Source organism: Sulfurovum indicum (assembly GCF_014931715.1).
Lineage (GTDB): Bacteria > Campylobacterota > Campylobacteria > Campylobacterales > Sulfurovaceae > Sulfurovum > Sulfurovum indicum.
Genome location: NZ_CP063164.1, coordinates 469,412 through 494,447, shown reverse-complemented (window position 1 = coordinate 494,447; position 25,036 = coordinate 469,412). Strand labels below are relative to the sequence as shown.

The 25,036-nt window shown below is 41.9% G+C and carries 23 protein-coding genes; 7 read left to right on the top strand and 16 right to left on the bottom strand.

Annotated features, from left to right (window positions below; genetic code table 11):
- Window positions 1–60: 60 nt before the first annotated feature.
- Window positions 61–594 (top strand): ribosome hibernation-promoting factor, HPF/YfiA family, encoded by a 534-nt coding sequence (gene hpf / locus IMZ28_RS02530; RefSeq protein ID WP_197549125.1) that lies wholly within the window; start codon window positions 61–63, stop codon window positions 592–594.
- Window positions 595–1,020: 426 nt separating this feature from the next.
- Here the strand turns inward: hpf and recG are convergent, their stop codons facing one another.
- The 12 genes from recG to IMZ28_RS02470 all read right to left on the bottom strand — a co-directional run bounded on the left by recG (window position 1,021) and on the right by IMZ28_RS02470 (window position 14,624).
- On the bottom strand, window positions 1,021–2,832 hold the full coding sequence (recG, locus tag IMZ28_RS02525) for an ATP-dependent DNA helicase RecG (RefSeq protein WP_197549123.1): 1,812 nt from the start codon (window positions 2,830–2,832) through the stop codon (window positions 1,021–1,023).
- Window positions 2,833–3,072: 240 nt separating this feature from the next.
- Entirely contained in the window at window positions 3,073–4,311 is a 1,239-nt protein-coding gene (locus tag IMZ28_RS02520) for a M16 family metallopeptidase (RefSeq protein WP_197549121.1), read from the bottom strand.
- 206 nt (window positions 4,312–4,517) lie between these two features.
- Window positions 4,518–5,570 (bottom strand): dehypoxanthine futalosine cyclase, encoded by a 1,053-nt coding sequence (locus IMZ28_RS02515; RefSeq protein WP_197549774.1) that lies wholly within the window; start codon window positions 5,568–5,570, stop codon window positions 4,518–4,520.
- A 189-nt stretch (window positions 5,571–5,759) separates the two neighbouring features.
- Window positions 5,760–6,152 carry a transcription antitermination factor NusB gene (nusB, locus tag IMZ28_RS02510; RefSeq protein WP_197549119.1) on the bottom strand — a complete coding sequence of 131 codons (393 nt, stop codon included), beginning with the start codon at window positions 6,150–6,152 and terminating at the stop codon, window positions 5,760–5,762.
- 56 nt (window positions 6,153–6,208) lie between these two features.
- Window positions 6,209–6,676: a 6,7-dimethyl-8-ribityllumazine synthase gene (ribH, locus tag IMZ28_RS02505; RefSeq protein ID WP_197549117.1), complete on the bottom strand. Its 468-nt coding sequence runs from the start codon at window positions 6,674–6,676 to the stop codon at window positions 6,209–6,211.
- Between the two features lie 42 nt (window positions 6,677–6,718).
- Complete coding sequence (gene kdsA, locus IMZ28_RS02500; protein ID WP_197549115.1) at window positions 6,719–7,519, bottom strand: 3-deoxy-8-phosphooctulonate synthase; 801 nt, start codon at window positions 7,517–7,519, stop codon at window positions 6,719–6,721.
- A gap of 2 nt (window positions 7,520–7,521) precedes the next feature.
- Window positions 7,522–8,430, bottom strand: coding sequence for a DMT family transporter (locus IMZ28_RS02495; RefSeq protein ID WP_197549113.1), 909 nt, complete (start codon window positions 8,428–8,430; stop codon window positions 7,522–7,524).
- A gap of 88 nt (window positions 8,431–8,518) precedes the next feature.
- Window positions 8,519–9,736: a glucose-6-phosphate isomerase gene (locus tag IMZ28_RS02490; RefSeq protein WP_197549112.1), complete on the bottom strand. Its 1,218-nt coding sequence runs from the start codon at window positions 9,734–9,736 to the stop codon at window positions 8,519–8,521.
- Between the two features lie 13 nt (window positions 9,737–9,749).
- Window positions 9,750–11,183, bottom strand: a complete 1,434-nt coding sequence (locus tag IMZ28_RS02485) for a phosphomannomutase/phosphoglucomutase (protein WP_197549110.1) — start codon at window positions 11,181–11,183, stop codon at window positions 9,750–9,752.
- Between the two features lie 20 nt (window positions 11,184–11,203).
- Window positions 11,204–11,758: a YfaZ family outer membrane protein gene (locus IMZ28_RS02480; protein ID WP_232087502.1), complete on the bottom strand. Its 555-nt coding sequence runs from the start codon at window positions 11,756–11,758 to the stop codon at window positions 11,204–11,206.
- A 138-nt stretch (window positions 11,759–11,896) separates the two neighbouring features.
- Window positions 11,897–12,139: a cbb3-type cytochrome oxidase assembly protein CcoS gene (gene ccoS / locus IMZ28_RS02475; protein WP_197549106.1), complete on the bottom strand. Its 243-nt coding sequence runs from the start codon at window positions 12,137–12,139 to the stop codon at window positions 11,897–11,899.
- A 76-nt stretch (window positions 12,140–12,215) separates the two neighbouring features.
- Entirely contained in the window at window positions 12,216–14,624 is a 2,409-nt protein-coding gene (locus IMZ28_RS02470; protein ID WP_197549104.1) for a heavy metal translocating P-type ATPase, read from the bottom strand.
- Window positions 14,625–14,711: 87 nt separating this feature from the next.
- On the opposite strand from IMZ28_RS02470, the gene IMZ28_RS02465 reads away from it, so the two are divergent.
- Entirely contained in the window at window positions 14,712–15,101 is a 390-nt protein-coding gene (locus IMZ28_RS02465; protein WP_197549102.1) for a hypothetical protein, read from the top strand.
- Between the two features lie 59 nt (window positions 15,102–15,160).
- Here IMZ28_RS02465 and gdhA read toward each other — a convergent pair whose 3' ends face one another.
- Window positions 15,161–16,522 carry an NADP-specific glutamate dehydrogenase gene (gene gdhA, locus IMZ28_RS02460; protein ID WP_197549100.1) on the bottom strand — a complete coding sequence of 454 codons (1,362 nt, stop codon included), beginning with the start codon at window positions 16,520–16,522 and terminating at the stop codon, window positions 15,161–15,163.
- Between the two features lie 198 nt (window positions 16,523–16,720).
- Between gdhA and rho the strand changes: the two genes are divergently transcribed.
- From rho to IMZ28_RS02435, 5 genes are all read left to right on the top strand, one after another.
- A complete protein-coding gene (rho, locus tag IMZ28_RS02455; RefSeq protein WP_197549099.1) occupies window positions 16,721–18,043 on the top strand; it encodes a transcription termination factor Rho in 1,323 nt (440 codons plus the stop codon).
- A 170-nt stretch (window positions 18,044–18,213) separates the two neighbouring features.
- Window positions 18,214–18,996: a glutamate racemase gene (murI, locus tag IMZ28_RS02450; RefSeq protein WP_197549098.1), complete on the top strand. Its 783-nt coding sequence runs from the start codon at window positions 18,214–18,216 to the stop codon at window positions 18,994–18,996.
- Window positions 18,997–19,328: 332 nt separating this feature from the next.
- Window positions 19,329–19,946 (top strand): rhodanese-like domain-containing protein, encoded by a 618-nt coding sequence (locus IMZ28_RS02445; RefSeq protein ID WP_197549097.1) that lies wholly within the window; start codon window positions 19,329–19,331, stop codon window positions 19,944–19,946.
- Window positions 19,946–20,557, top strand: coding sequence for a rhodanese-like domain-containing protein (locus IMZ28_RS02440; RefSeq protein ID WP_197549096.1), 612 nt, complete (start codon window positions 19,946–19,948; stop codon window positions 20,555–20,557). The genes IMZ28_RS02445 and IMZ28_RS02440 overlap by 1 nt, the downstream gene beginning before the upstream one ends.
- 12 nt (window positions 20,558–20,569) lie before the next feature.
- On the top strand, window positions 20,570–21,022 hold the full coding sequence (locus IMZ28_RS02435) for a hypothetical protein (protein ID WP_197549095.1): 453 nt from the start codon (window positions 20,570–20,572) through the stop codon (window positions 21,020–21,022).
- 8 nt (window positions 21,023–21,030) lie between these two features.
- On the opposite strand, the gene trpS is transcribed toward IMZ28_RS02435, so the two are convergent.
- The 3 genes from trpS to IMZ28_RS02420 form a co-directional block, all read right to left on the bottom strand.
- Window positions 21,031–21,993 carry a tryptophan--tRNA ligase gene (trpS, locus tag IMZ28_RS02430; RefSeq protein WP_197549094.1) on the bottom strand — a complete coding sequence of 321 codons (963 nt, stop codon included), beginning with the start codon at window positions 21,991–21,993 and terminating at the stop codon, window positions 21,031–21,033.
- A gap of 283 nt (window positions 21,994–22,276) precedes the next feature.
- On the bottom strand, window positions 22,277–23,680 hold the full coding sequence (der, locus tag IMZ28_RS02425; protein ID WP_197549092.1) for a ribosome biogenesis GTPase Der: 1,404 nt from the start codon (window positions 23,678–23,680) through the stop codon (window positions 22,277–22,279).
- A 146-nt stretch (window positions 23,681–23,826) separates the two neighbouring features.
- Complete coding sequence (locus IMZ28_RS02420; protein ID WP_197549090.1) at window positions 23,827–25,011, bottom strand: mechanosensitive ion channel family protein; 1,185 nt, start codon at window positions 25,009–25,011, stop codon at window positions 23,827–23,829.
- Window positions 25,012–25,036: the final 25 nt, after the last annotated feature.

The window sequence follows — 25,036 nt, the reverse complement described above, 5'->3', positions numbered from 1 at the left end:
TTACAATTAAGTATAAAGAAAGGCAAAGCTTTCTTTATACTCCAACACTAAGGATCAATCATGAATAAAAGTATAACAGGACGACATTTCGAGCTGACTGATGCCATCAAAGCGTATGCAGAGGCACTATTGGATGGATTTAACAAATATAATCTTGATATCATATCCGGGAATGTAGTCATTTCAGCCGATGAAAAGAATGGGAAAAAAGGCTTTAGTGTAGAATTTTTGGTGAATCTCAAAGACAAAAACACCATTGTGATCACTGAACACAACAAAGATGTCTATGCAGCACTCGATCTTGGAGCAGAACGTGTCAAGAAAGCACTTAGACGTCATGCTGACAAGATCAAAAATCATAGGATCATGAGTTTTGCCGATCTTGGAGTTGAAGCAGAAGCTGTTACCGAGATCGAAACAGAGGATATAGAGATCGTACCAATGGACCTGGAGCTTCACAAGCCGCTTGACTTTGACGAAGCGATCGAAGCACTCAAAGCAGAGAAAAAACGCCAGTTCATCGTTTTTAATGACTATGACGGCAATATGCGTGTCATGTACAAAAGAGCCGATGGTAAATTCGGACTCTATTAATCAGAGCGTTCAGCGTTTAGCGCTGAGCGTTTTGAACTTACTTTTTACATACTTCTTCCAAATCTTAAATTTCCACCATATAAACAATCAATTTATCATCTGATACTGTATCATGTTCTATAACTGCCAACCGATATTACCGCACCAACTAAATACCTCAATCTTTGATGCTGCAATTTCGTTCACAGACAAGGCAGATTTTCGCAGGACTAGCCGGAGGCTAATTCAAGAAAATCTAACGCCGTATGTGGGCGAAAGTGCTGCACCCTTCGGGGAGAACGATACGAGACAACCTGCACGCAAAAAAATCTTTGAATTACCTACGGGTAGTCCTTCAGATTTTTTCACGCACATCTTGCCTCGTCTCGCTCTCTCAAAGTTTGGGGTATTTAGTTGGTGCGGTAATAAAATGAAAATCTTTCCAGATCATGAGACAATACACTCCAATCTGATCTTTGCTTGTTCAATGACATGCTCATCTTCGGCCATATCCAGCCACTTGAAGCGCTGTCCACTCTGAATAGTGCCATCTATAATATCACCGCTGTCTCTGAACTTCAAATCAAGTTTGGCAATATCAAAACCATTGGTCGTTTCACAGAACTTATAGAGTCGATCACTTTGTGGTGTATTAGAAAAGAGATAGCACCAGCTTTTCAATCCATTACGCCCTACCCTCCCTCTCAATTGATGCAGTGTTGCCAAACCAAGCCTTTCTGCGCCTACAATCACAATAAGGGTAAGTCTTGGTAAAGAGATACCTACTTCTACTACAGTTGTAGCAAGCAGTATATCTCCTTTTTCTCTAAACTCAAGCAATACATCCTCTTTTAACTTGTCTTTACCGTGTGTAACATAAACGTTCTCAAAACGCTCCTCCCAAAATCCCCTGCTCTCATCAAGTGACTGATAGGGTACCTCTGTACTCTCTTCCACAAGTGGATAGATAATGAGCACCTGGTGATTTTTGGAAACCTCATCTTTAATATGTCTCATAAGCTCAGGGAAGTCCTCTCTGCCTATCGTTTGAGTCAGTACTTCTCTCTCAAAAGGAGTCGTTGTAATAAGGGAGACATCAAGAAGCTCAGACTCCATCATGGCCTGTGTTCTTGGTATCGGTGTGGCAGAAAACTGAATATAGTGCGGTTTTCTCTCTTCTTTACTCACCAGAGTTTCAAGCATCTGCCTCTGCCTGGTACCGAAACGGTGCTGTTCATCCACCATTACAAGTGCTGCCTCAGGCAGATCCTCTTTGTAAAGCAGTGCATGTGTACCAATAATAAAATCTGCTTCCCGATAACTTCCGTCATCATACCCCTGTATTACCAGAGATACCCTGACACTTGCCGGCAGGTATTTACCTGCTTCTTCATAAAGCTGCAGTGCCAACAAAGAGGTTGGCGCCATTAAAATACTCTTGTATGGAAGTGCCATCATCACTGAAGCTAAAATAACCATCGTTTTTCCAGATCCTACATCCCCTACGACCATTCGTTTGGCAGCCTTGTCAGTACGTGCCAGATCTTCCCTTATATCAGCTATAACCTGCTGCTGTTGAGATGTAAGCATAAACGGCAAACTTTCAACAAAGGGAGCAGTGTCACCTTTCAATGCATACAGGGCAGGAAAGTCAACCCTTTTCCCTCTAAGCTTTTTCAGATGATTATAGGCCTCGACAAATTTCAGTATGCTGATGAACTCCGGTTTCAGACTACCGTTCTCATAGACATCCTCCATCTTATTGGGAAAATGGATCTGCATCAGGGCTGCCACCTCTTTCGAGTCCAGCCCTTCGGAAAAGAGATTTTTCTCGCTGATATAGCGTTCGATCAGTGAGCGTATCTCACTCTCTTTAAGTACAGTTTTGTATTTGGGAGTTACCATTCCCACCTTCTTGATGGAACGGGGCTGAGAGATCTGCAGATATCCCCTGTACTCTTCCAGCCTTCCCTGTATGACATGAGAGGTCCCGGCCTCAAAGAGCTTATAGTGGTAGGGTGTTGTACGAAAAAAAATGGAAGAGAGACGGCGGTTGTTGAAACGCGGCAGTATAAAATTGACACGCAGTTTACCGTTATTGACACTGCTCTCAATGACCTTTGCTTCCAGAGTGGCGGACTTGCCAATCTCCAGTACTTCAGAGAGTGAAGTGTCCCTATAGGAAGAGGGAACAATAAGTGCCAGATCAAGCAAAGAGTATATCTTTAGTTTTTTGAACAGCTGTTTCGCCTCTTCCATGTCTCACTCCGTTCGAAATGCATAACTCGGGAAATTAGTAATTCCAGTATATATTGTATTAAAATGCTTTCTTCTATGCAATGATTATAACGAAGGTGGGAGAGAAACAAAAGAAAAAATGTCATATTGTCATATTTTATCTGTAGGGGCAGCTCTTGTGATCGATCTTTAACCTATGAAAATATTTGAAGCTTCTGCTTAAAAGGGCAACCACAAGGGTTGCCCCTACAGATAGGTATATTATTTTTTCGTCACAATCGCAAACGAAAGATCTTTTAGTTCCGGATGAGATCGAATAAAGGTATTTATCTCCTCTAATGTTACGGACTCTATCTTTTGCAACTGCTCTTTACTGAAACCAAGTGGTCTCTCATAGTAATATTCATTATATGCCCGACTGAGTCTTTGGGAAAGTGTTTCTGTGCGCAGAGGTTCACTTCCTACCAAAAACTTTTTCGCCGCAGTCAGCTCTTCCTGTGTGATCCCTTTATCAACAAAGTCACTGACAACCTTCCTGACCAGTTCCACCGCTTCATCCTGGGTAGAGAGCTTGGTTTGCAGATAACCACTCAGATAAGATGCGTATTTCGCACGTCTCAGTGCTGCGTATGCCCCATATGTCAATCCACGCTTCACACGCAGTTCTTCCATAAGACGGCTTCCAAATCCTGCCCCGCCAAGCAGATACTCAGCGATCTTCGCTTTGTACTGCTCCTTCTCCTTGTAGGAGTAGTCAAACGGTGCTCCGAAATAGATATAGGCCTGCTGTGTCTCTTTCTCGACCAGTTTTGTCTCATTTTTGTCTGATGCTCTAAGCGATTCTATGGGTTCGGTCTGTACTTTGGGTAACAGAGGGAGGATCTCATCAAGGTATTTTTGTGCCTCCTCAAACGTAATATCGCCCCCCACTACAGCGATCATATTGTTATACCCCAAACGAGTCTTGACAAAATATTCAATCTCTTCCAGTGTCATTCCCTGTACACTCTTCAAGGTCCCGTTATACGGACGTGCCAGCGGTGTATCCTTAAAAAGAATCTGGCGAAGGGTCGTACCGGCTATATAGTCAAAATCACTCTCCTTTTGCTTAAGCCATCCAAGTTTCTGGCGTTTGACTTGTTCAAGCGCTTCCTGTGTAAAATTTGGATCCTTCAAAAGCTCTTTGAGTCTTTCTACACCATAAGCAAATTCACTCTTGAGTGCAGAGAGTTCAATGACAAAACTCTCACGTCCTACATGGGAGCCGAGCTCGATGGCATGTGCATCGAGCTTTTCAGCAAAACCGACTGCCCCATCCTTTTTCGTTCCCTCATTAAGAAGTTTTGCAGCCAGGTCCGCCTGTCCATCCTTGATGTTGCTTAAATGTCCTGCATTGGTAAAGACCAGCTGCATGGAGACGATAGGTACAAAGTTCCCAGTTTCAAAAATAACCGGTATATGTGCATCTTTATAATCTATTTTTGTAACGGTCTCTGCCATTAATAATCCTTGTAGTAAAAATATCATTGCGATGATATTTTTTAGTGAATAGTGAATAGTGAATAGTGAATAGTATCGGTTTGCATTTCGTTGAAATGCTTTCATTAAAATTACATTCATATTTACCTCCATATGATAAAAAACGGAACCACTGCACCGCATACATCAGCTATTCATTATTCACTATTAATGATTCATTTTGAGCGTTAATAGTAACGCTCAAGTATCTCATACGCCGTATTCCTCTTTGCCGGATTCTCACCAATATCTTTAATAAGGCGTATCATCTCTTCCTGGTTCATTTGGTTCTTTGCTCCTGCAGCTGAGACTACATTCTCTTCCATCATTGTAGAACCAAGATCATTCGCACCAAAAAGCAGCGCCATCTGCCCGATATAACTTCCCTGTGTCACCCATGAACTCTGAATATTGGGAACATTATCCAAAAAGAGTCTTGCTACTGCCAGATAGCGTAGATATTGATTGGAAGTTGTTTTGGTAATGGTCGGCAGTTCACGCTTAAGCTGTGTGTTATCACTCTGGTATGACCACATAATGAATGCTCTGAATCCGCCTGTCTCATCCTGAAGCTGACGTATATAATCCCAGTGCTCAACGATCTCCCGTGTGGTCTCTACTGTTCCATACATCATCGTTGCCGTCGACTTTATGCCCAGTTTATGTGCCTCTCTATGTACTTCAAGCCATGTATCTTTATCAAGTTTCTTGGGGGCAATAATATCACGTACCCTGTCTGAGAGTATCTCAGCACCAGCCCCGGGAATTGAACTGAGCCCTTTTGCTTTGAGACGGGCAAGTACTTCTGAAATGCCCAGGCTGGAACGACGGGCAATATAGTCTATCTCTATCGCCGAGAAACCGTGGATAGTTACCTGCGGATATTTGTTATGGATATGCTCCACCAGCTCTTCATACCACTCTATTTCAAGCTTGGGGTGTACTCCTCCCTGAAAAAGTATCTGTGTTCCGCCGATGGCAAGCAGCTCTTCGATCTTCTGATCGATCTCATCAAAAGAGAGAATATAGGCATCCTCTTTTTTCTCATGTGTATAGAAAGCACAGAACTTGCAGTCCACCCAGCAGATATTGGTATAGTTGATATTTCGGTCTACCACAAATGTGGTTACTTTTTTGGGATGCAGTTCACGCTTCTTCTCCAGTGCCATCCTGCCCAGAGTTTTCAAGTCTGCATTTTCTATAAGCTCTACTGCTTCGTCTATTGACATGCGTTTTGTCATATTTATTGTCACAGGAAAACTCCTTTGGAGTTTTTAATGATGAATAGTGAATGCTGAATGCTGAATGATATTGCTTTGCATTTTGGCAAAGTGTTTTTATCTGTTGTCATTTATATATCCTTTATAAAATCAAAGCGTTCTGGAAAACGCATACCTCAATTATTCATTATTCACCTGCTATTGGAAAACTTATTTTCCAATAGCATCCAGTACACCGTTAATAAATCTTGGAGACTTGTCATCCGCCAAAGCCTTGGCAAGTTCAACAGCTTCATTAATAATGATCGCCCTATCCGTTTTTGCGACAAGGATCTCATAAGCTCCCAGGCGCAAAATAGCTTTTTCTACTTTTCCAACGGCATCATAGTCCCACTCTTTGAGATGCTTTTTGATCTCTTCGTCAATTATTTCAAGATTTTCGATCGTTCCGTTAAAAAGCTGATGGGAAAATTCCCTTTGCTTGTTACGTATTTTATCCTCTTCGAGGATCTCATCGGAGAATTTGGCAATATTCTCATTACCTAGATCATATGCATAAAGCAGCCCTACTACCGCTGTTCGTGCCTGATGTCGTGTCGCCATCTTTTTCCTTTACGCCAGCTGTAAGCCGGCTAATTTCTAATTTCTAATTTCTAATTTTAATCCAGTTCCCCATAAAGGTTAATCAGTTCAATGAGTCCGATCATTGCTTCTGCACCCTTGTTCCCAGCTTTAGTTCCCGCTCTCTCGATCGCCTGTTCTATACTGTCAACAGTCAATACACCGAATGTTGCAGGTTTGCCGTGTTTAAGTGTGACATTCGCTACTCCCTTGGTCGCTTCTGCAGAAACATAGTCAAAGTGTGGTGTCGCACCCCGTATAACTGCACCCAAACAGCATACGGCATCATACTTGTCCGAAGCCAATGCTTTGTCAAGTGCAAACGGGATCTCAAAAGCACCCGGTACCAAAATAAGGTCAAGATCTTCCGGATTGCCGCCATGTCTTGCATAGGCATCTTTTGCACCTTCTACCAGCCTGTCTGTAATAAAGTGGTTAAAACGCGAATTGATGATCGCTACCTTTTTACTCTTGTCTACGGAGAGATTTCCTTCTACAATTTTCATTTGTGTCCTTCTTGTTTGTTTTCTATCACTATCACAAAAACATTACTCGACAATACCCCTGATCGCATCGATCTGTTCGATAAGGCTGTCCAGTTTTTGTAATTCTATCATATTTGGGCCATCACTCAAAGCAATACCTGGATCAAAGTGGGTTTCAAAGAAGAAACCATCCACTCCGACCGCCGCTGCTGCACGTGAAAGATACGGTACGAACGAGCTGTCTCCTCCGCTGCTTGCTCCCCCACTTGCAGGCATTTGTACAGAGTGTGTTGCATCAAATATGACCGGTGCAAACTCTCTCATCGTTACAAGTCCACGCATATCGACCACAAGGTTACCATACCCGAATGTTGTTCCTCTTTCAGTCAGCCAAACATTGTACTTTTTTGCATTTTCATAGCTTACTTCTCCGTCAAAACCTCTTGTTCTGAGCACTTTGGCTACAGAGTGTTCCATCGCTGCAGGTGCCAGAAACTGTCCCTTTTTGATGTTTACTACAGCCGAAGTGTTCGCCGCTGCCACCAACAGATCTGTCTGACGACATAAAAATGCAGGGATCTGCAGCACATCTGCTACTTCAGCTGCGGCTGCCGGCTGGGTATGATCATGTATATCGGTCAATATTCGGTACCCAAACTGATCCTTGACCTCCTGAAGCATCTTCAGGCCCTCATCCAGACCCGGACCTCTAAAACTCTCCAGTGAAGTACGATTGGCTTTGTCAAAACTTGCTTTGAAATAAAACTCTTTTGTACAGTCATCATGGTATTTGCCCAACTCTTCGGCAATACGCATCACATTGTCACGACTTTCCAGTACACATGGTCCAGCGATCAGTATCATGGTTATCCTTCTTTTTTCTCTTTTACCAAAGCTACAATAAGCCCCGATACAATAACAAAGATTATACCCAAAAATGTCCAAAAATCGGGTATAGGGTCTCCAAGCAGTATCCCAATGATAAGGGCAAAAACGATATTGGTATAACTGATCGTTCCCACGATCCCCGCTTTGGTCAGCTCATATGCTTTGGTCATCAGCAGTTGAGAAGCTGTTGCGAATACTCCTACAGCACTCACATAGACCCATTCTATGCCAACAGGCCAAACAAACGGAGCAAACATCCAGTCTAAACCTTCCGGTACTGTTACATAGGGAGTTACCAGCATCAAAATAAGCGGTGCAATACTTCCCACCCCCATAAAACTGAGAACAATGGTACGGGTATCATAGTATTCTCTAAGTTCACGGATGGAGGTATAGGCCAATGCTGCACCGATACCTGAGAATATTCCCAGCATATCATATTTGTCAAAACTGCCGCCTTCAGGCTGAGCAATAAGCACGATTCCCGCAAATCCTATAGCAATGGCCAGCAGCGCACTTTTATGCAACTTTTCACCCAAAAAAAGATACGCAAAGATCGCTACAAAAATAGGTGAGGTCTTGTTATACGTCACTGCCTCACCCAAAGGGATATAAGCCATGATGTAAAAATACGCCAAAAGTGCAGCAAATCCCATGGAACCTCTGAAAAGCAGTAACAGCGGCCTCCCACCTTTTTGTTTGAGAGGAATATGGTAGATAGAATAGCCTACCAGTACAACACCGAAAATGTTTCTGAAAAAAGTAACCTCTACCGGAGGAAGCGTCTGGGAAACCACTTTGGCAAATCCGCCCATCGCAGCAAAAGAGAGCGAAGCAAGCAGCATAAAAAGGATACCCCGGTCAAGATTTTTGATCTTTTCTTTCATTGGACCTTTAACTTTTAGTTTTTAATTTTAAGAGCGGAAGTGTAGCATAAATTCAAGAGATATCCATTAATGAAAGATCTTTTTTGTCTTACTTTCCTTTCAGTTTTTGTTTCAAAATAATTTTTCCCGCTTCAACGCCAGGCTGATCATAGGTATTGACATCGATAAGTTCTCCGACCAGTGAAGTGAGAAGTTCATAATAAAATATGAGAGACCCCATATTTGCTTCATCTGTTTTTGGAATAATAATAGCATCTATGGGAATATCTTTTTCATTAAGCAGTGCCTCCATAACAGAGTCACACTGCATATTGATCAACTTTTCGAACGGAAGACCATTGAGCGTATCAAGGGACTCAAGATGCAGGAGTGTGACATCCGGGATCGTAATGGTATCATTGAAATCCTCTATCTTAATGAATGTCACTGATTTATCTCTTGTCCCTTCCATAATAAGCTGTAAAAAGGAGTGTTGGTCTTTTGGCCCTATAAGTCCGATAGGTGTCAATCCGACGTGAAAGGCGGAGTGGCGCTGATGTTTTCCCAGACTCTCTCCCCACAGCTGCACATACCATTCGCAGAAATACTTGAGGGATTCCGAATAGGCAAAAAGACAGTTGATATGATATTGTGTATGGTATTTGGCATAGTATGCAGCTTTATTCAGAAGGGTATTCTGCATGTAACCTGCATTAAAAAAGCTCTCTTTGATCATTTTTGCCCCTTCAAGAAGAGCCTTTATATCTATACCACAGAGAGCAAGCGGAATAAGTCCTACTGTAGAAAGAACCGAAAAGCGTCCACCGACATTTTCCGGTAGATGCAGAACAGACGCATCGATGCTCCGGGCATACTGCTCTAACGGAGAACCTGGATCTGTGATGAACGTATAGGCATTCGGATCACTGTGAAGTGAATAGATATATTTATAAATGGAAAACGTTTCAATCGTTGTCCCAGACTTCGAAATAACCAGAAAGTGAGTATTTTCAAGGTCGATTTCTGAAAGCAATGTAGTAATATTGATCGGATCGGTACTCTCAAAAAAGTAGAGTTTTCTTTGAAGCTTTTTTACCGGCTTTATAAATTCATAGACGGCTTTTGCACCAAGAGAACTCCCTCCAATGCCGATCACTGCGATCGTTTCTACTGTTTTGGGAATTGTTTCTGTATAGGAAATGATCGGTTCTATATTCTGGTCAGGCAGGGCATAGTAACCAATTGTCTCTTGTTCTGCTTTAATTGCTTCAAATGCAGCTCTTTTTGTTTTTTCGGAGTCAGTAGTGAAAAAGATGCGGTTCTTCATGGTTATCCTTGAATTATGCATGTGCCAGATATTTCTTGGCACTCTCTATAAGATCGTTGACCTTCTCTTCATACTCTTTAGCCAATGACGCATCGGTTGACTCAAAACGGGTCACCAGTACCGGTGTCGTATTGGAAGCACGTACAAGTCCCCATCCGTTTTCAAAGTTAATGCGTACACCATCAACATCGATAATATTTTTTATAGCCGGAAAATCAGATGGAGGGTTTCGAAGCAGCATTTTCACCTGATCAATGATTGCAAACTTTTCCTCTTCCGTAGTTTCTATCTTAATCTCCTCAGTGGAAAAAACCTGCGGCAGCGCTTCGATCTCTTTATCCGGATCAATCCCTTCTGCAATGAGTTCAAGCATACGCAGCGTTGCATAAATGGCATCATCATAACCAAAATAACGATGTTTAAAGAAGATATGCCCACTTACTTCACAGGCAAGATCAGCATTGGTCTCTTTCATCTTGACCTTAAGATTTGAATGACCGGTCTTGTACATGATAGCTGTTGCTCCACGACGTTCAAGTTCATCATACATGACCTGGGAACACTTTACTTCGCCGATAACAGTAGGTTTTTCCATACCGAGAGCAAACAGCAGAGCCATCTGGTCACCTTTAATATTGTGCTTATGTGTCAGCACAGCAATACGGTCGGCATCTCCGTCATATGCAAAGGCAATATCTCCCTCTTTTTCCAAAGCTGTTTTGACATCAACAAGATTTTTCTCCACAGAGGGATCAGGATGATGGTTGGGGAAGGTACCGTCCGGTTCACAGTAAAGACCCCTATAATCCAGTTCAAGCGCATCAAATATTCTGGTGATCACCGTATCGGCCACACCATTACCGCAGTCAATGACGATCTTCGTTTTCAAACCTTTCAGGTGTGCAAACTCTTTGACCATAAAGTTAATATAAGGCGACTTTACATCGATATTGATCTTCACAGTATTATCGGGAATGACTCTTTTCTGATCAGCTGCGATCTCATCACCGAGACGATATATCTGTTCTCCAAAAAACGGTGCTCTGTCAATAGTGATCTTGAATCCATTATATTCGGAAGGATTATGGGAGCCTGTAATCATAATAGAAGCATCAGGGGATACTTCCAATGAGAAGTGGGAAGAGAGGAGTGCGACGTTGTCAGGATAAAGGCCCTTGATCTTTTGATAGTTGGAAAAATAGTTGACCGGAGTAGCAACCATACCCATATCAAGCACAATACACCCTGCAGCATTCAGCCCGGATGTAAGATAATCTCTCAGGATTGGGGAATGCGAGCGTGCATCATAACCGATAGATACGACCTTGTTCCCACCGATCTTTTCTCCTAAATAGTAACCGATAAGTTTAACTGATTCTTCATTGAGCTCTTTTTCAAAAATGCCACGGATGTCGTATTCCCTGAAGATAGATTTACTGATAGACATAAAAAACCCTTTATTCTTTATTAAAAACTTACCTTCAATCCGCCATACCAACTGTCATTGAAATTATAATTATATGTTTCATAGTCAGTATCAATATTACGATATCCACCATAGATATGGATGTTTGAAATCACCTCCATATCAGCTTCAAGACGGTACTCAAGGTAGTTGTCTGCATCAGAGAAAGAGAGTACCGAGGGTGCGTAGGCAACTTTAGCCTTTAAAGAAGTTGCGGGGATCTCTTCATCAAACGGAAGTCTAAGTGCCGCCTGTCCAAAGAGCGGAAGGGTAAAGTAACTGTCTGCAATAACAGATTCCAGACCAAAAGAAAAGGTCACCCCCCCTGCACTTTTAAGCGTATTGGAGGCACCAAATCCGACCTTGAACAGATTGTCATCATTTGTATGCAAGTAGTCAAGTCCCAAAAAATAGTTGGTACCGCTGCTATACCCGACAATGGAGTTAAGATTTATTGTTCCTTCAACTTCAACATCTTCACTGTTGATATTGAGTCCAATACCGTCTGCCTGAAGCAGTCCAGCCATTAAAAGTGTACCAATAATAATCTTTTTCATTTTCATTCCTTTCTGCCTGTTTTTAATATTTATTCATATAGTAACATGTAAATGAATAATTAAAAATTAAAAATTGAAAATTTGCAGAAAGTTTTTTGGAAGTACCGGGAAATAGTTTTGATCCATGGCAGAAAGAGACTAATCTACAGGCATATACTTTTTTTTCTTCTCATCCTCTTTTTTCTTTTGACGTGCTTTCTTTTTCTCTTCCATCATCACAGCATCACGCAACTCCTCTTCATTGTCAAAGCGTGCAGCATCAATAAATTTTGACTGATCATCAAACTGTCCTGTTCTTACTCCCCAAAGCAACGCAACCAGACCAGTTGCTCCAAGCAGTGTAGAGATACCGATCATTACAATAATGACGTTTTCGCTCATTCATTTCCTTTGGCATTTTTACAAGTCAGTACTTTTAACTCTCTTAATCTTAACACATTAAAACTAATATACTATGCTATTTAAACTTCAAAAACTTTATTCGCATCGAATTACCTACAACCACCAGTGAGCTGAGGCTCATAGAGAGTGCTGCAATTAACGGGTTGACAAACCCCGCCATGGCAAGCGGTACGGCAACCATATTGTAGAGCAGTGAAAAACCAAGGTTCTCCTTGACTGCACGATACGTACGTTTGGAGAGCCTGTAGGCTTCATAGATACTTTGCGGTTTCTCATCCATTAATACGACATCACTGACAGAAATAGCGATATCAGCACCGTTTCCCATGGCGATGGCAATATCTGATCTGGCAAGGGCGATCGTGTCATTGATACCGTCTCCTGCCATGACAATAACATGTCCCTCTTTTCGGAATTCATCTATCTTTTCGGCTTTCTCCTGAGGCAGTAACTTCGCATACACTTCATCTATTCCTACTGCACTTGCCACTTTTTTGGCACTCTCTTCATGATCACCGGTAAGCATGATCACCCTGATACCAAGTGCTTTGATATTTGCGACCGCCTCTTTTGCACCGTCTCTGACAGCATCATTCAATTCAAATTTTGCAACAAGTTTGCCATCAACCGCAAAGTAAAAGAGTGTATGCTCCGCTTTCTCATTACATGCTATACCAAAATCCTTCATAAAAGAGGCATTTCCACCTATAAGTTTCTCTCCTTTATAGCTGGCTTCAACCCCTTTTGCCTGGATCGTTTTTATACTTTCAAGTTGAAGCGGAGTCAATGTTACATCCTCTTTTTCCAGATAGTTTCTGATCCCGTTGGAGACAGGGTGGTTGGAGGTGGAGACAAGCGCATAAAGCAGACTTGCATCATACTCCAGATAAGCTTCTGCATGGATAACTGAAGGTTTACCCTCGGTGATCGTTCCTGTTTTATCCAGCGCGAGCAGATCACTTTTGGCCATAGTTTCAAGAAAGCCTGCCTCTTTGAAAAGAATATTGCGTTTGGCTGCTATACTGATACCTACCAGTGTCGCCATAGGCGTAGCCAGGCCCAAAGCACACGGGCAGGCAATGACAATAACCGAAATAGCGATAATAAGTGCCTGTTCAAATGCTCCTGTGAAGTACCACCATCCGGCAAATGTAAAGAGTGCAACAGCGAGGATAACAGCAGAAAAATATCCTGATACCAGATCGGCAAGCTGCTCAATATGCGGTTTTTTGGTAATGGACTCCTCCAAAAGTGATACAATGGAGTGCAACAGTGATGAAGATGCATCTTTTGTTGCTTTGTAACGCACAACAGAATCCAGACAGACCGATCCGCTTAAAATAGTGTCACCTTTTTGTTTAAAAAGCGGTTCGCTCTCTCCTGTCAGCGAACTTTCATCAAAAGATCCTTCTCCATAAGTGACCATACCGTCTATCACCACCTTTTCACCAGGTTTAAGCTCAATGATATCACCCAAAGAGATATTTTCAACACTGATCAGTGCTTTTTCACTGTTTTGTATAACAGTCACTTCGGTAGGAGTACTTCCCATAATGGAGTCAAGCGTATCGACTGCATGTTTTTTGCTTAGCACCTCAAGATATTTCCCTACCAGTACAAAGGTTATGATCATCGCTACCGAATCAAAGTAGACTTCTCCACGCTGTGCTACCATGGCATAAATAGAGTAGATATAAGCAGAGAGTGCACCGGAAGCAACCAGCGTATCCATATTGACAATCTTGTTCCTGTAACCATAGTAGGCGCCCCTGAAAAAGACCCAGCCGCTGTAAAAAAGTACAGGGGTTGCCAAAATAAACTCTGCCACATTGAGAATATCTTTAAAACGCTGCTCTATGCCGCTGAAGTATCCGGCATAATGGGCAATTGCTATCCACATGATATTCATCGAACCGAAAACAGCTACCAAAATACGTGAATAGTACTCTTTTCTGACCCTGACAGCCCGTTCTTCCTGAAGTTTCGGATCGTAGGGATAGGCATTGTAACCGATCGACCGGATGGTTTCAATAATTTTGGAAAGCCTGATCTCCTCTGGATCCCACACCACTTTAGCTTTGTTCGTACTGTAGTTGATCGTTGCTTCAATAATTCCGTCAGTTTTGTGCAGTACCTTTTCATTGAGCCAGACACAGGCAGCACAGTGAATGCCCTCGATAATAAGATTGATCTCGTAAAGCCCATCTTCATGCTCTTTAATATATTTGTTCTTAAATCCTTCGAGATCGAACTTTTCAAGATCATCACTTTTTTGTACTGCCGGTTGAAGTTTGGTATCGCCCAGTTTTTCATAGAAGGTATCCAGCCCCTCACTCTCAAGTAAATGATAAACTCCCTGACACCCTTTACAGCAGAAGTAAAGAGGTTGTCCCCCTTGCTCTTCAGTAATCATTACTGATTCGTCAAACTCAAGATGGCAATGGGTACAGGGGACCTGTGGCAAAATTTTTCCTTGGTTATTTGGTATAGTATTTTCTATTCTATTCGATAACAGACATTGGATTTTATCTAAATATGGGTAAAATCCTGCATGGAAAATGCACTCTCTCTTACTTTAATACTTGTATTTTTGGAGCTTTTTGAAGTGATGATACAGCGTGCCGATACGCTGTATGGAGTCATAGAACGTCTTTACGTATGGTACCGAAAAAGTATTTTTCTCTTCTTCCTGGTACATCCGGGGTTCTACTTCGTACTTTTTGTCGTCATTGCTACCGATATACTCAATGCCTATATGATCATCATCATTGCCATGAAAGTATTCGACCTTTTCTATAAAATAGAACTGATCAAAACACTCTTCATCAAACAGAATATTCCTTCCGATCTTGCTGCCATGTTGAAATGGAAGGTTCCCTCATGGTTCTTTTTAACGGGAGTAGTACTCTATCCGCCTTTACTCTATTATGCACTATTGTAGGATTTGTATCCGATACGGTCAAACCTGCCGTACCTTTCACCTGACATTCAATATTTTATTTATACCGACCCCTGGTCGATCATTGAATCTGCCACTTTTCTAAAACCAGAGATATTTGCACCTGAAACCAGATCTCCTTCACAGTCAAACTCTACAGAAGTTTCATAGGCAGTATCAAAGATGTTACGCATAATCTGACGTAACTTGATGTCAACTTCCTCAAAAGACCATTTAGCCATACTGGCATTCTGACTCATTTCAAGTTGGCTCGTGGTAACACCCCCGGCATTGGCAGCTTTACCTGGTCCGAACCATACGCCTTTCTCCTTCAGGTATTCCATTGCTTTGGGAGTGGTTGGCATATTGGCACCCTCATTGACAAGCATACAGCCGTGATCTACCAGTTTTTTGGCATCTTCAAGATTAAGTTCGTTTTGTGTAGCACTTGGAAAGGCGATATCGCATGGTATGTCCCAGACCATGTGCCTTCCGTCAGGATAGTGACTTACAGGGGTATAGACAGCATCTGGATGTACTTGTGCATAAACTTCAAGTGACTGATAATTGATCTCTTTGATCGCTTTGAGTGAATTAAGATCAATTCCGTTCTCATGGTAGATCGTTCCTTTACTGTCACTGCATGATACCGGAGTCGCTCCCATTTCATACAGTTTCTCTATAGTATAAATAGCCACATTTCCTGAACCCGACACACAACAACGCTTACCCTCAAGGGATTCGCCATATTTATTAAGTATGTTTTCTGCAAAATAGACCGAACCGTAACCTGTCGCTTCTTTCCTTGCATTGGAACCACCCCACTTAATATCCTTTCCGGTCAGAACACCTTCAAACTGCCGGGTGATCTTTTTGTATTGACCAAAGAGATAACCGATCTCTCGTGGACCTACACCGATATCTCCTGCGGGAATATCTTGTGTTTCACCGATATACGGATAGAGCTCTGTCATAAAAGCCTGACAGAAACGCATAATCTCATTGTCGCTTTTACCTTTGGGGTCAAAGTTGCTTCCTCCTTTGGCACCCCCTATCTGCAGGCCGGTCAGTGCATTTTTAAAGACCTGCTCAAAACCAAGAAATTTAACGATCCCCAGGTTGACGGTAGGGTGAAACCGCAATCCCCCCTTATAGGGGCCTATAGCCGAATTAAACTGTACTCTGTAGCCGAAGTTGGTCTTGATACGTCCATGATCGTCTACCCAGTTTACCTTGAAAATAATTGTCCGTTCAGGTACCGTGATACGCTCAAGAATATTGAAATAGTCATAACGTTCATCTTCTTTCAGCAGTGGCATCAGAGAGTAAAGGACTTCATGAGCTGCCTGGTAGAACTCTTTCTGACCTGGACTTTGACTCTCTATAGTATGGAGGACTTTTTTAATGTGGGCTTCAACAGACATAAGATCTTTCCTTCAAAAGGTTTTGTCAATTATAGTCCCAATTGCATTAAAAGCTCTAACAATAGGCAATATCCCAATGAAAGGCTCTTCTCCAGGTTTGACATTTCAGCAAAAAATGAATATAATAGTGCCACTACATAGCAGTTAAAATACTACTATATCTCCATTATTAATAATCACAGTAAAGCAAGAGGAATTATGAGCGACAGCAAAAAATCCAATGGCCATGCCAGTAAAAAAAACAGAACACATGTACCGGTCCAAGGGTACAAAATAGAAGATCTCCAACAAAAACCCCTTGATGAACTTGTTACTATCGCTAAAGATGTCGGTGTAGAGAACCCTAACGAATTCCAGCGAAAAGACCTCATTTTTGAAATTCTGAAGTCTCAAGTCAGCCAAGGCGGGTTCATCCTCTATACAGGTATTCTGGAAATCATGAATGACGGTTACGGATTTCTTCGTTCTATCGACGGGAATTTTGCCAACTCCAGCAATGATACCTACGTCAGCGGAACGCAGGTAAAACGTTTTGCCTTGAGAAACGGAGATATCGTTACCGGACAGGTACGTCCTCCAAAAGATCAGGAAAAATATTATGCTCTTTTAAAGATCGAAGCGATCAACTATCTTCCTCCTGAAAAATCCAAGCAGCGTCCGCTCTTTGACAACCTTACACCGCTGTATGCTTCCGAACAGCTTAGAATGGAGTACCATCCGATGAAAATGACCGGACGTGTACTCGACCTTTTCACTCCTATTGGAAAAGGACAACGTGCACTTATCGTTGCGCCGCCAAGAACGGGTAAGACAGAGCTTCTCAAAGAACTTGCACACGGAGTAACCCACAACAACCCTGATGCTTCTTTGATGGTACTGCTTGTCGATGAAAGACCGGAAGAGGTCACCGATATGCAGCGTTCGGTCAAAGGTGAGGTTTACGCTTCGACATTCGACCTTCCCGCACAAAACCATGTGCGTACAGCGGAAATGGTTATTGAAAAGGCAAAAAGGCGTGTGGAGATGGGCAAAGATGTTATTATTTTACTTGATTCCATTACCAGACTTGCACGTGCATACAACACAGTAACACCAAGTTCAGGTAAAGTACTTTCCGGTGGGGTCGATGCCAATGCATTGCATAAACCAAAACGCTTCTTTGGTGCAGCCAGAAATATTGAAGAGGGAGGTTCCCTTACCATCATTGCAACAGCACTCATAGAGACGGGAAGCCGTATGGACGAGGTGATCTTTGAAGAGTTCAAGGGTACCGGTAACTCCGAAGTGGTACTCAGCCGTCATGTAGCTGAACGCCGTATATACCCGGCCATAGATGTGACGAAATCCGGTACGCGTAAAGAAGAGCTCATGGTCGATCCGGAAACACTTCAAAAAGTCTGGGCACTCAGAAATGCCATGCAGAACATGGAAGAGGTAGAGGGTCTGAAATTCCTCTACTCCAAAATGATGAAGACCAAAAGTAATACGGAATTCTTGTCAATGATGAATGAAGGTGCCTGATCAAAGCAAAAGCTTTGATCAAATGAGGAATGAGGTATGAGGAATGAGGCACATAACTATGCTTTTCATACGAAAAGCTTTTTTTTAAAAAAAGAAGCATTGCACCACAATGCATACCAGAATAGTTCCTTCTTCATTCTTCATTTCTCTTTCGCACATGGGGCTACCCCATGAGAGTCGGCGTTTTCGACTCCGGTCTTGGCGGGCTTACAGTTGTCAAGTCTATTCTCAATCTTCTCAAAGGTACCGAACTTTTCTACATTGCTGATACCAAACACGCACCTTACGGAGAGAAAACTACAGAAGAGATCCTTCAATACTCTCTTGACATTACAGACTACTTTATTGAAAACCATCAGATCGATGCACTGGTGATTGCCTGTAATACTGCAACATCCGCCGCAATAACTGTCCTTAGAGAGACTTATCCTAGTCTGATCATCGTAGGAACAGAGCCGGGGATCAAACCGGCAATCAAACAGACACGAACGGGAAATGTTGGAGTTTTGGCAACACCTGCTACACTTAAAAGTGAAAAGTACCAGCAGCTTGTCAACAGACATGCCAAAAAGAAGGATGTCACACTCTTTGAACAGGCATGTCCCGGCTTGGTAGAGCAGATCGAAAAAGGAAAGAGCGATCATCATGAGACCGAGAAGATGTTGGAAAACTGGCTTCACCCTATGCGTGATACAGATGTCGATACAATTGTACTTGGCTGTACGCACTATCCGCTTGTCAGTAATCTCATAGAGAAGATCATGGAGCGCAGACTGACACTTATCCATACTGGAGATGCCATTGCAAAACGTCTTCTCTCCCTTGGACTGCAAAACGGTTATAGCAATAATGGACATCTTATCCTCAAGCTTTATACCACAGGAGATATTGACATGAAGTCTGTTCAATATCTTCTTGGATATACCTTTCCTATTGAAAATATTACACTTTAACTCTTATATTTAACGTTTTTACCTTCTCTTTAAGAAGAAATAATATTAATTATATTTTTAAATAAACGTAAAAATTTTTTATTATTTAAAAACACTAAAACTAATATCGACCTAAGGAAAATCGGACTAGAATTGTCCTATACAGTTATACTGTATTATAAAAAAGCCTTACTTTAAATGAATGGAATAGAGAGAATATCAACATCTTTCCCTGGTCTGCATAGATCACAGATTTACAGGTTAGACATAAAGGCTATGTATGTAATGAACCGGACATATCCTAACGTTTATCTTGGGCTTTTTATTTCAATATCAACAAAGGAGATAAATAAATGAACTTTAAAATATTCAGTACCCTGGCTGCTGCAAGCTGTTTACTTTATGCGAACAGTGTTGAAATAGTCAAAGGAGTACCCTACATCGAGGTAGAGTCCAACGGGAAAACCTACAGAATAGAACGCGAACAAAAACCTGATAGTTATCTTACCAATACCTTTGCACTTACGTCACGTCCTTCACCTCCGTTTTTCATCGAACCGTTCCAGGCTGCACCTGAAGTAGAGACTTACGGAGAGCTTGAGCTGCTCGACTTTATCAAACATAAAAAAGGGCTCTTCATTGATGCACGGCTGCCAAACTGGTATAAAAAATCAGCGATCCCTACAGCACAGAATATTCCCTTCAAAATCTTTTTAAGTGATACCCCCGAACGTGAAAGTATTTTAAAATCTTTGGGTGTTGCATATGACAAAAACGGCAATCTTGATTTCAGCCATGCAAAAACACTACTTTTTTACTGTAACGGTGCCTGGTGCGGGCAGTCTCCAACAGCGATCCATGCCTTGATGGAGATAGGATACCCGCAGGAAAAGATGAAATACTACAGAGGCGGAATGCAGGCATGGCAACTCCTCGGATTAACGACGATCGTACCTGAGGAGGATAAATAATGAAACTTTTACTAATGTTAACGGCAGGGGCTATAGTACTCTGTGCAGGAAAATATGACAAAGTAAAGATCACACCTGAAATCGCATATATCTATGTCTACCACAAAGGGAAAGCAGTAAAAATCCATCGTATTCAGGATACAAAGAACAAACTGACAGGAGAATATGCCAAAACCTATCGTCCCGGACAGGATATCCAGCCGATCAAAATGCAGAAGGATATCCAAACCATTGGTGAAGTGGAACTGTTGCATTTTCTCAAAGAGAAGGTCAATAGAAAAAAGGGACTTCTAGTTGACCTTCGCACAAAAAAGTACTATCAAAAAGAATCTATCCCCGGAGCTGTCAATATTCCGTTTGCTACAAAAAACAACCATGAAAAAATGGAAAAGATACTAAAAGTATTGGGAGCAAAGCGTTTGGCAGACGGCACACTTGACACAACCAATGCAAGAACGGTTGCATTTTACTGTCATGGTCTTTGGTGCGCCAAATCTTCAAAGTTCATTAAGGAGTTTCTCAAACTTGGGTATCCTGCAGAGAAAATCCTATATTACCGAGGAGGTTTCCAGATGTGGAAGATCCTTGGATTTACAACAGTATCAAATTAAAAGGATTAAAGAATGAAAAAACTGATAGAAAATTTGGCTGTAACGATGGTGGTAGTACTCTTTCTTCTTGTAGTCGCACTGGTTATTAAATACAATATGATCGAAGACAAAGCAGAAAAATATATGGAGTTTGCTATACCTGTTGAGGCACAGACTGCAAAAAAAGAGGAACAGACAAAAAGCTATCTCCAAAGTCTTGAATCTTACACTGATGTAGATGTCAAAGTCGATCCAACGAAAGAGACACATAAAAACACCGTAAAAGTGACTTCTGAACTGGCTGAAGATGAATTGGATAATGCTCTGAACACAGATGAAAAAAAGAGTTACCTAGAAAGTCTGGAGAGTTACAATGATAATGAAAATAATAGAGTCAAAACTGAAAAACTTGAAGATGTAGAACCTGAAAAAACAGAAAATAATGACGCTATCGGAGCGGAGCTCGATAGTATTCTTGGAGAGTAACAGAAAGATCAGAGAAGGCCTATTGCCTCTCTGACCTTTTCCATTTTTTCTGTGGCGATATCACCGGCCTTCTTTGCCCCCATAGCCAAAATATCGTGTACCTCATCCATATGATTTAGATAATACTCACGTCTCTCTCTGGCTTCTGCCAGCTCTTCCCAGATCAGCTCTTTTAAGTATTTTTTAAAGTGGCCATATCCCTCTTTACCACTTTTGTAACGTGCCTGAAGTTCTTTTTTTGCTTCTTCATCCAAAAATAGTGCTGCAAGATTGTAAATGTGACACCCTTCCCACTCAAGTGGCTCCCCCAACGGTGTAGAAGAAGAGACGATCTTATTGCATCGTTTCTGCAGAGGCTTTTCATCCATAAAGATCTCAATGGCATTACCATAGCTTTTACTCATCTTTTGACCATCAATACCGGGAATGGTCGCAACCTCATCCTGTACCATATGTTCAGGAAGCACAAAAAGCTCTCCATACTCATTATTGAACTTGATGGCAATGTCACGAGTCATCTCCACATGCTGGATCTGATCTTTCCCTACCGGCACTTTTTGGGTATCAAAAAGCAGAATATCCGCTGCCATCAGTACAGGATAACTGAAGAGTGCATGTGACGCAGGGATCCCCTTTGCCACCTTGTCTTTATAACTGTGTGCTCGTTCAAGCAGTCCCATCGGTGTAAACTTGGAAAGAATCCAGTAGAGTTCAAGTACCTGTGGTACTTGACTCTGTACCCAAAATGTTGTTTTTTTCGGATCAATACCTATTGCAAGATAGTCCACTGCTGCATCCAGTGTATACTGCCTGAGCATTTCAGCATCTTTGGAACTGGTCAATGAATGATAATTGGCAATGAAGGTAAAAAGTTCATGCTCTTCCTGCAATTCGATCATCGGTTTCATGGCACCAAAGTAATTTCCGATATGAAGTTTTCCTGAAGCCTGAATTCCTGTGAGTACACGCATAATCTCTCCTGCTGTAATTTGGAGAAATTATAGCAAGAGATTTAGTAATTAGTAATGAATAATGAATAATTTTATAAGCTTTTCTTTGAAAGGCTTCTATTTTTAAATAGAATCGGGGGCTTCACTCTCAACATACAGTTGAAACAGACTTTACATATTCGGGACTGAAGCTTCCTCTTCCAAGAACTTTAAAACCGGGTTTTGGTATAGGGTGCAATACTCCCTCACCATACCAAATCCTGGCACTATGTCAAGATAGAGTATCGTGTCAGGAAACAACACTCTACTCCTCCTCAAACCGTTCTCCGCGTTTACGGGCTACAATATCCAGTGGTACACCTTCAAAATCAAATTTGCTTCGGATATAATTGGCAAGATAACGTTTGTAGGAGAAGTGCAAGCCATCCGGACGGTTTGTAATGAGGGCTATCTTCGGCGGTTTGGTCTCATACTGGGTAGCGAACTTTATCTTGACCACCGCACCGTTATGTGACGGGACATGGTGACGGGTCATTGCTTCTCTGAGAATATCATTGAGTTTTGAGGTCGGAATACGCTGTTTATAACGCTCATAGATCGCTACGATCTGGTCAAGTATTTTATGGACACGCATTCCGGTTTTTGCGGAGATTGTGATCAGCGGTGCGTAATGCAGGAACTTAAGCTCGTCACGGATATCATCAACCGCCTCCTCATATGTCTTCTCTCCGCGGATATCCCATTTATTTATGACAATGAGCGCACCAAGTCTGAATTTCTCGATGAGTCCGGCAATACGCTCATCCAGTTCAGTCACACCGACAGTAGCGTCGATCATCAGCAGAGCGATATCAGCTTTTTCAAGCATTGCTTCGGTACGTCCCAGTGCATACTTCTCTATCCCTACGATCTTTCCACGTCTTCGAATACCGGCAGTGTCAACAAATGTTACCTTGTAGTCGTTGTATTCAATGCTCTCATCAATAGGGTCGATGGTGGTTCCCGCAACATCAGAAACAACTGAACGCTCCTCTCCAAGCAGTGCATTGAGAAGAGAACTCTTTCCTGTATTTACCCGTCCGATGATGGCAATACTGATCTCTTTGTCATCTTCCTCTACCGTACTGTTAATATCGGTAACAAACTCACCGAACGGATCATCCTCTTCAGCTGCTTCAAGTGCCAACTCCGGTTTCTCTTCTCTTTCAGGGATATAGCTTTCCAGCCACTTGTAAAAGTCATTGAAGTACCGGTTGTGGCTGACAGACATCGGGAAGGTAATATCGGCACCAAACTCCAGAAACTCCCAGTAGCGTTCTTCTTCTTTGTCATTGTCAATCTTGTTGACAACCAGTGCCAGAGGTTTATTCAACTGTTGAAGCTGATAAAAGAGTTCTCTGTCCTCTTCATCAGGAATACTTTTTCCATCTACCATATAGATGATCACATCTGCCATTTTAGCCGCTTTCATAGAAAACTCAGCTACTTTGGAAAAGAGTTCCGAGGAGTAGTCTATACCCCCTGTATCAATCACTTCGAAATCACGATTGCCTGAAATAGTCACAATACGCTTTTTGATATCTCTGGTAGTACCGGACACATCGGAAGTAATGGCATCTCTTTGTCTTGCCAATCTGTTGAAAAGTGAACTTTTCCCAACATTGGGACGTCCCAGAATAGCTACTTTTTTTAGGTTTTGTTCTTGCATGGATTAAAATCTTTCTGTATGCATTCCATCTCTGGAGAAATGGAACGAAGGTAAATAGTATTGTGCGTATTATAGCATATTATTTTAAGCAGGTGCACAGAGACTCATCGGACTGTATACCGAAAAAAGGCAGGAGGCACAACAGCCTATGGATTCGGAAGTGATTCAACATAAATACTTTGGGAAGGGAATGCAAAACCTGAACCGTTCTTTTCAACTATCTTCATGATCCTGATATGGATATCCTCTCTGGTTTCAAGGTATTTTTCCCAGTTCGCAGTAGCAGTAAAAGTATAGATGAAAATATTGAGTGAGGAGTCTCCAAAAGAGTCAAAATAGACCATAAGAGAATCTTTCTGTGAGATACCCTCATGTTCACGCAGCATCGTTTCAATATCATTCTTGATGTTTACGATCTGCTCGGAACTTGTGCCGTAAGTGAGTCCAATATGCATTTTGATACGGCGTATGCCGCGGCGCGAAAAATTTTCGATGGGTTGATTGGCAACCAGTTGATTGGGTACAGTAATAAGTGTCTTTTGGAAAGAGCGGATCTTGGTCGTACGCATCCCGACATCTTCAACCACCCCTTCCACACCGCCTACTTTCACCCACTCTCCGATACGAATAGACTTGTCTGCAAGCAAAGCGAATGAACCAAAAAGATTGGATGCAGTATCTTTGGCTGCCAATGCAAAAGCAAGACCACCCAGTCCTAAAGAGGCAATAAGTGCAGTCACATTAATACCCCATACCTGAAGAATGGCCGCCAACCCTATACCCCCGATGAAGATCTTCAAAATTGTCAGAATAAAGTTGCCCATCTCTTTTGAGAGGTCAGGGTTGAATTTTGAAGTTAAGCCATAAAGGAGCTCTCTCAACGCCTCGGTTACAGAAAGAATTGCCCAAAACAGTGTATAGATAAGCAGTGTATTAAGTACATTCTTTACAAAGTCCGTTTCCATAAAAACAAGAAGGAAGAAAAAATGCAGCCCTATCACAATAAAGCCAAAGCGCAAAGGATCTTTCAGTGCAGAGATAATACGGTCATCATAAAATGTATCTGAACGTTTGGCAACTCTTTGTAAAAATGACAACACAATATACGTAAAGAACTTGCGCAAAAGCAAAACAAAAAGAAAGACAAATACTGCCAAAACCAAATTGGCAAAGGGAATCCCAAAAACCGTCTGCTGAAAAAACTGACCGTATTTTGAAATATACAGAGGTGTCAGCAAATCCTGTATCTCCTGAGCCAACCCCATATCAAGGTCATCAATGACATTGAGTACCTGTGTCATATTCTGCTCCACACTTGTATTGGCATCCATAAAAGTTCCTTCACGTTTTCTTTGC

Bases quoted from the DNA above. Each gene is read 5' to 3' on its own strand.
- hpf (WP_197549125.1), top strand. From the start codon at position 61: ATGAATAAAAGTATAACAGGACGACATTTCGAGCTGACTGATGCCATC.
- recG (WP_197549123.1), bottom strand. From the start codon at position 2,832: ATGGAAGAGGCGAAACAGCTGTTCAAAAAACTAAAGATATACTCTTTG.
- IMZ28_RS02520 (WP_197549121.1), bottom strand. From the start codon at position 4,311: ATGGCAGAGACCGTTACAAAAATAGATTATAAAGATGCACATATACCG.
- IMZ28_RS02515 (WP_197549774.1), bottom strand. From the start codon at position 5,570: ATGACAAAACGCATGTCAATAGACGAAGCAGTAGAGCTTATAGAAAAT.
- nusB (WP_197549119.1), bottom strand. From the start codon at position 6,152: ATGGCGACACGACATCAGGCACGAACAGCGGTAGTAGGGCTGCTTTAT.
- ribH (WP_197549117.1), bottom strand. From the start codon at position 6,676: ATGAAAATTGTAGAAGGAAATCTCTCCGTAGACAAGAGTAAAAAGGTA.
- kdsA (WP_197549115.1), bottom strand. From the start codon at position 7,519: ATGATACTGATCGCTGGACCATGTGTACTGGAAAGTCGTGACAATGTG.
- IMZ28_RS02495 (WP_197549113.1), bottom strand. From the start codon at position 8,430: ATGAAAGAAAAGATCAAAAATCTTGACCGGGGTATCCTTTTTATGCTG.
- IMZ28_RS02490 (WP_197549112.1), bottom strand. From the start codon at position 9,736: ATGAAGAACCGCATCTTTTTCACTACTGACTCCGAAAAAACAAAAAGA.
- IMZ28_RS02485 (WP_197549110.1), bottom strand. From the start codon at position 11,183: ATGTCTATCAGTAAATCTATCTTCAGGGAATACGACATCCGTGGCATT.
- IMZ28_RS02480 (WP_232087502.1), bottom strand. From the start codon at position 11,758: ATGAAAAAGATTATTATTGGTACACTTTTAATGGCTGGACTGCTTCAG.
- ccoS (WP_197549106.1), bottom strand. From the start codon at position 12,139: ATGAGCGAAAACGTCATTATTGTAATGATCGGTATCTCTACACTGCTT.
- IMZ28_RS02465 (WP_197549102.1), top strand. From the start codon at position 14,712: ATGGAAAATGCACTCTCTCTTACTTTAATACTTGTATTTTTGGAGCTT.
- gdhA (WP_197549100.1), bottom strand. From the start codon at position 16,522: ATGTCTGTTGAAGCCCACATTAAAAAAGTCCTCCATACTATAGAGAGT.
- rho (WP_197549099.1), top strand. From the start codon at position 16,721: ATGAGCGACAGCAAAAAATCCAATGGCCATGCCAGTAAAAAAAACAGA.
- murI (WP_197549098.1), top strand. From the start codon at position 18,214: ATGAGAGTCGGCGTTTTCGACTCCGGTCTTGGCGGGCTTACAGTTGTC.
- IMZ28_RS02445 (WP_197549097.1), top strand. From the start codon at position 19,329: ATGAACTTTAAAATATTCAGTACCCTGGCTGCTGCAAGCTGTTTACTT.
- IMZ28_RS02440 (WP_197549096.1), top strand. From the start codon at position 19,946: ATGAAACTTTTACTAATGTTAACGGCAGGGGCTATAGTACTCTGTGCA.
- IMZ28_RS02435 (WP_197549095.1), top strand. From the start codon at position 20,570: ATGAAAAAACTGATAGAAAATTTGGCTGTAACGATGGTGGTAGTACTC.
- trpS (WP_197549094.1), bottom strand. From the start codon at position 21,993: ATGCGTGTACTCACAGGAATTCAGGCTTCAGGAAAACTTCATATCGGA.
- der (WP_197549092.1), bottom strand. From the start codon at position 23,680: ATGCAAGAACAAAACCTAAAAAAAGTAGCTATTCTGGGACGTCCCAAT.
- IMZ28_RS02420 (WP_197549090.1), bottom strand. From the start codon at position 25,011: ATGGATGCCAATACAAGTGTGGAGCAGAATATGACACAGGTACTCAAT.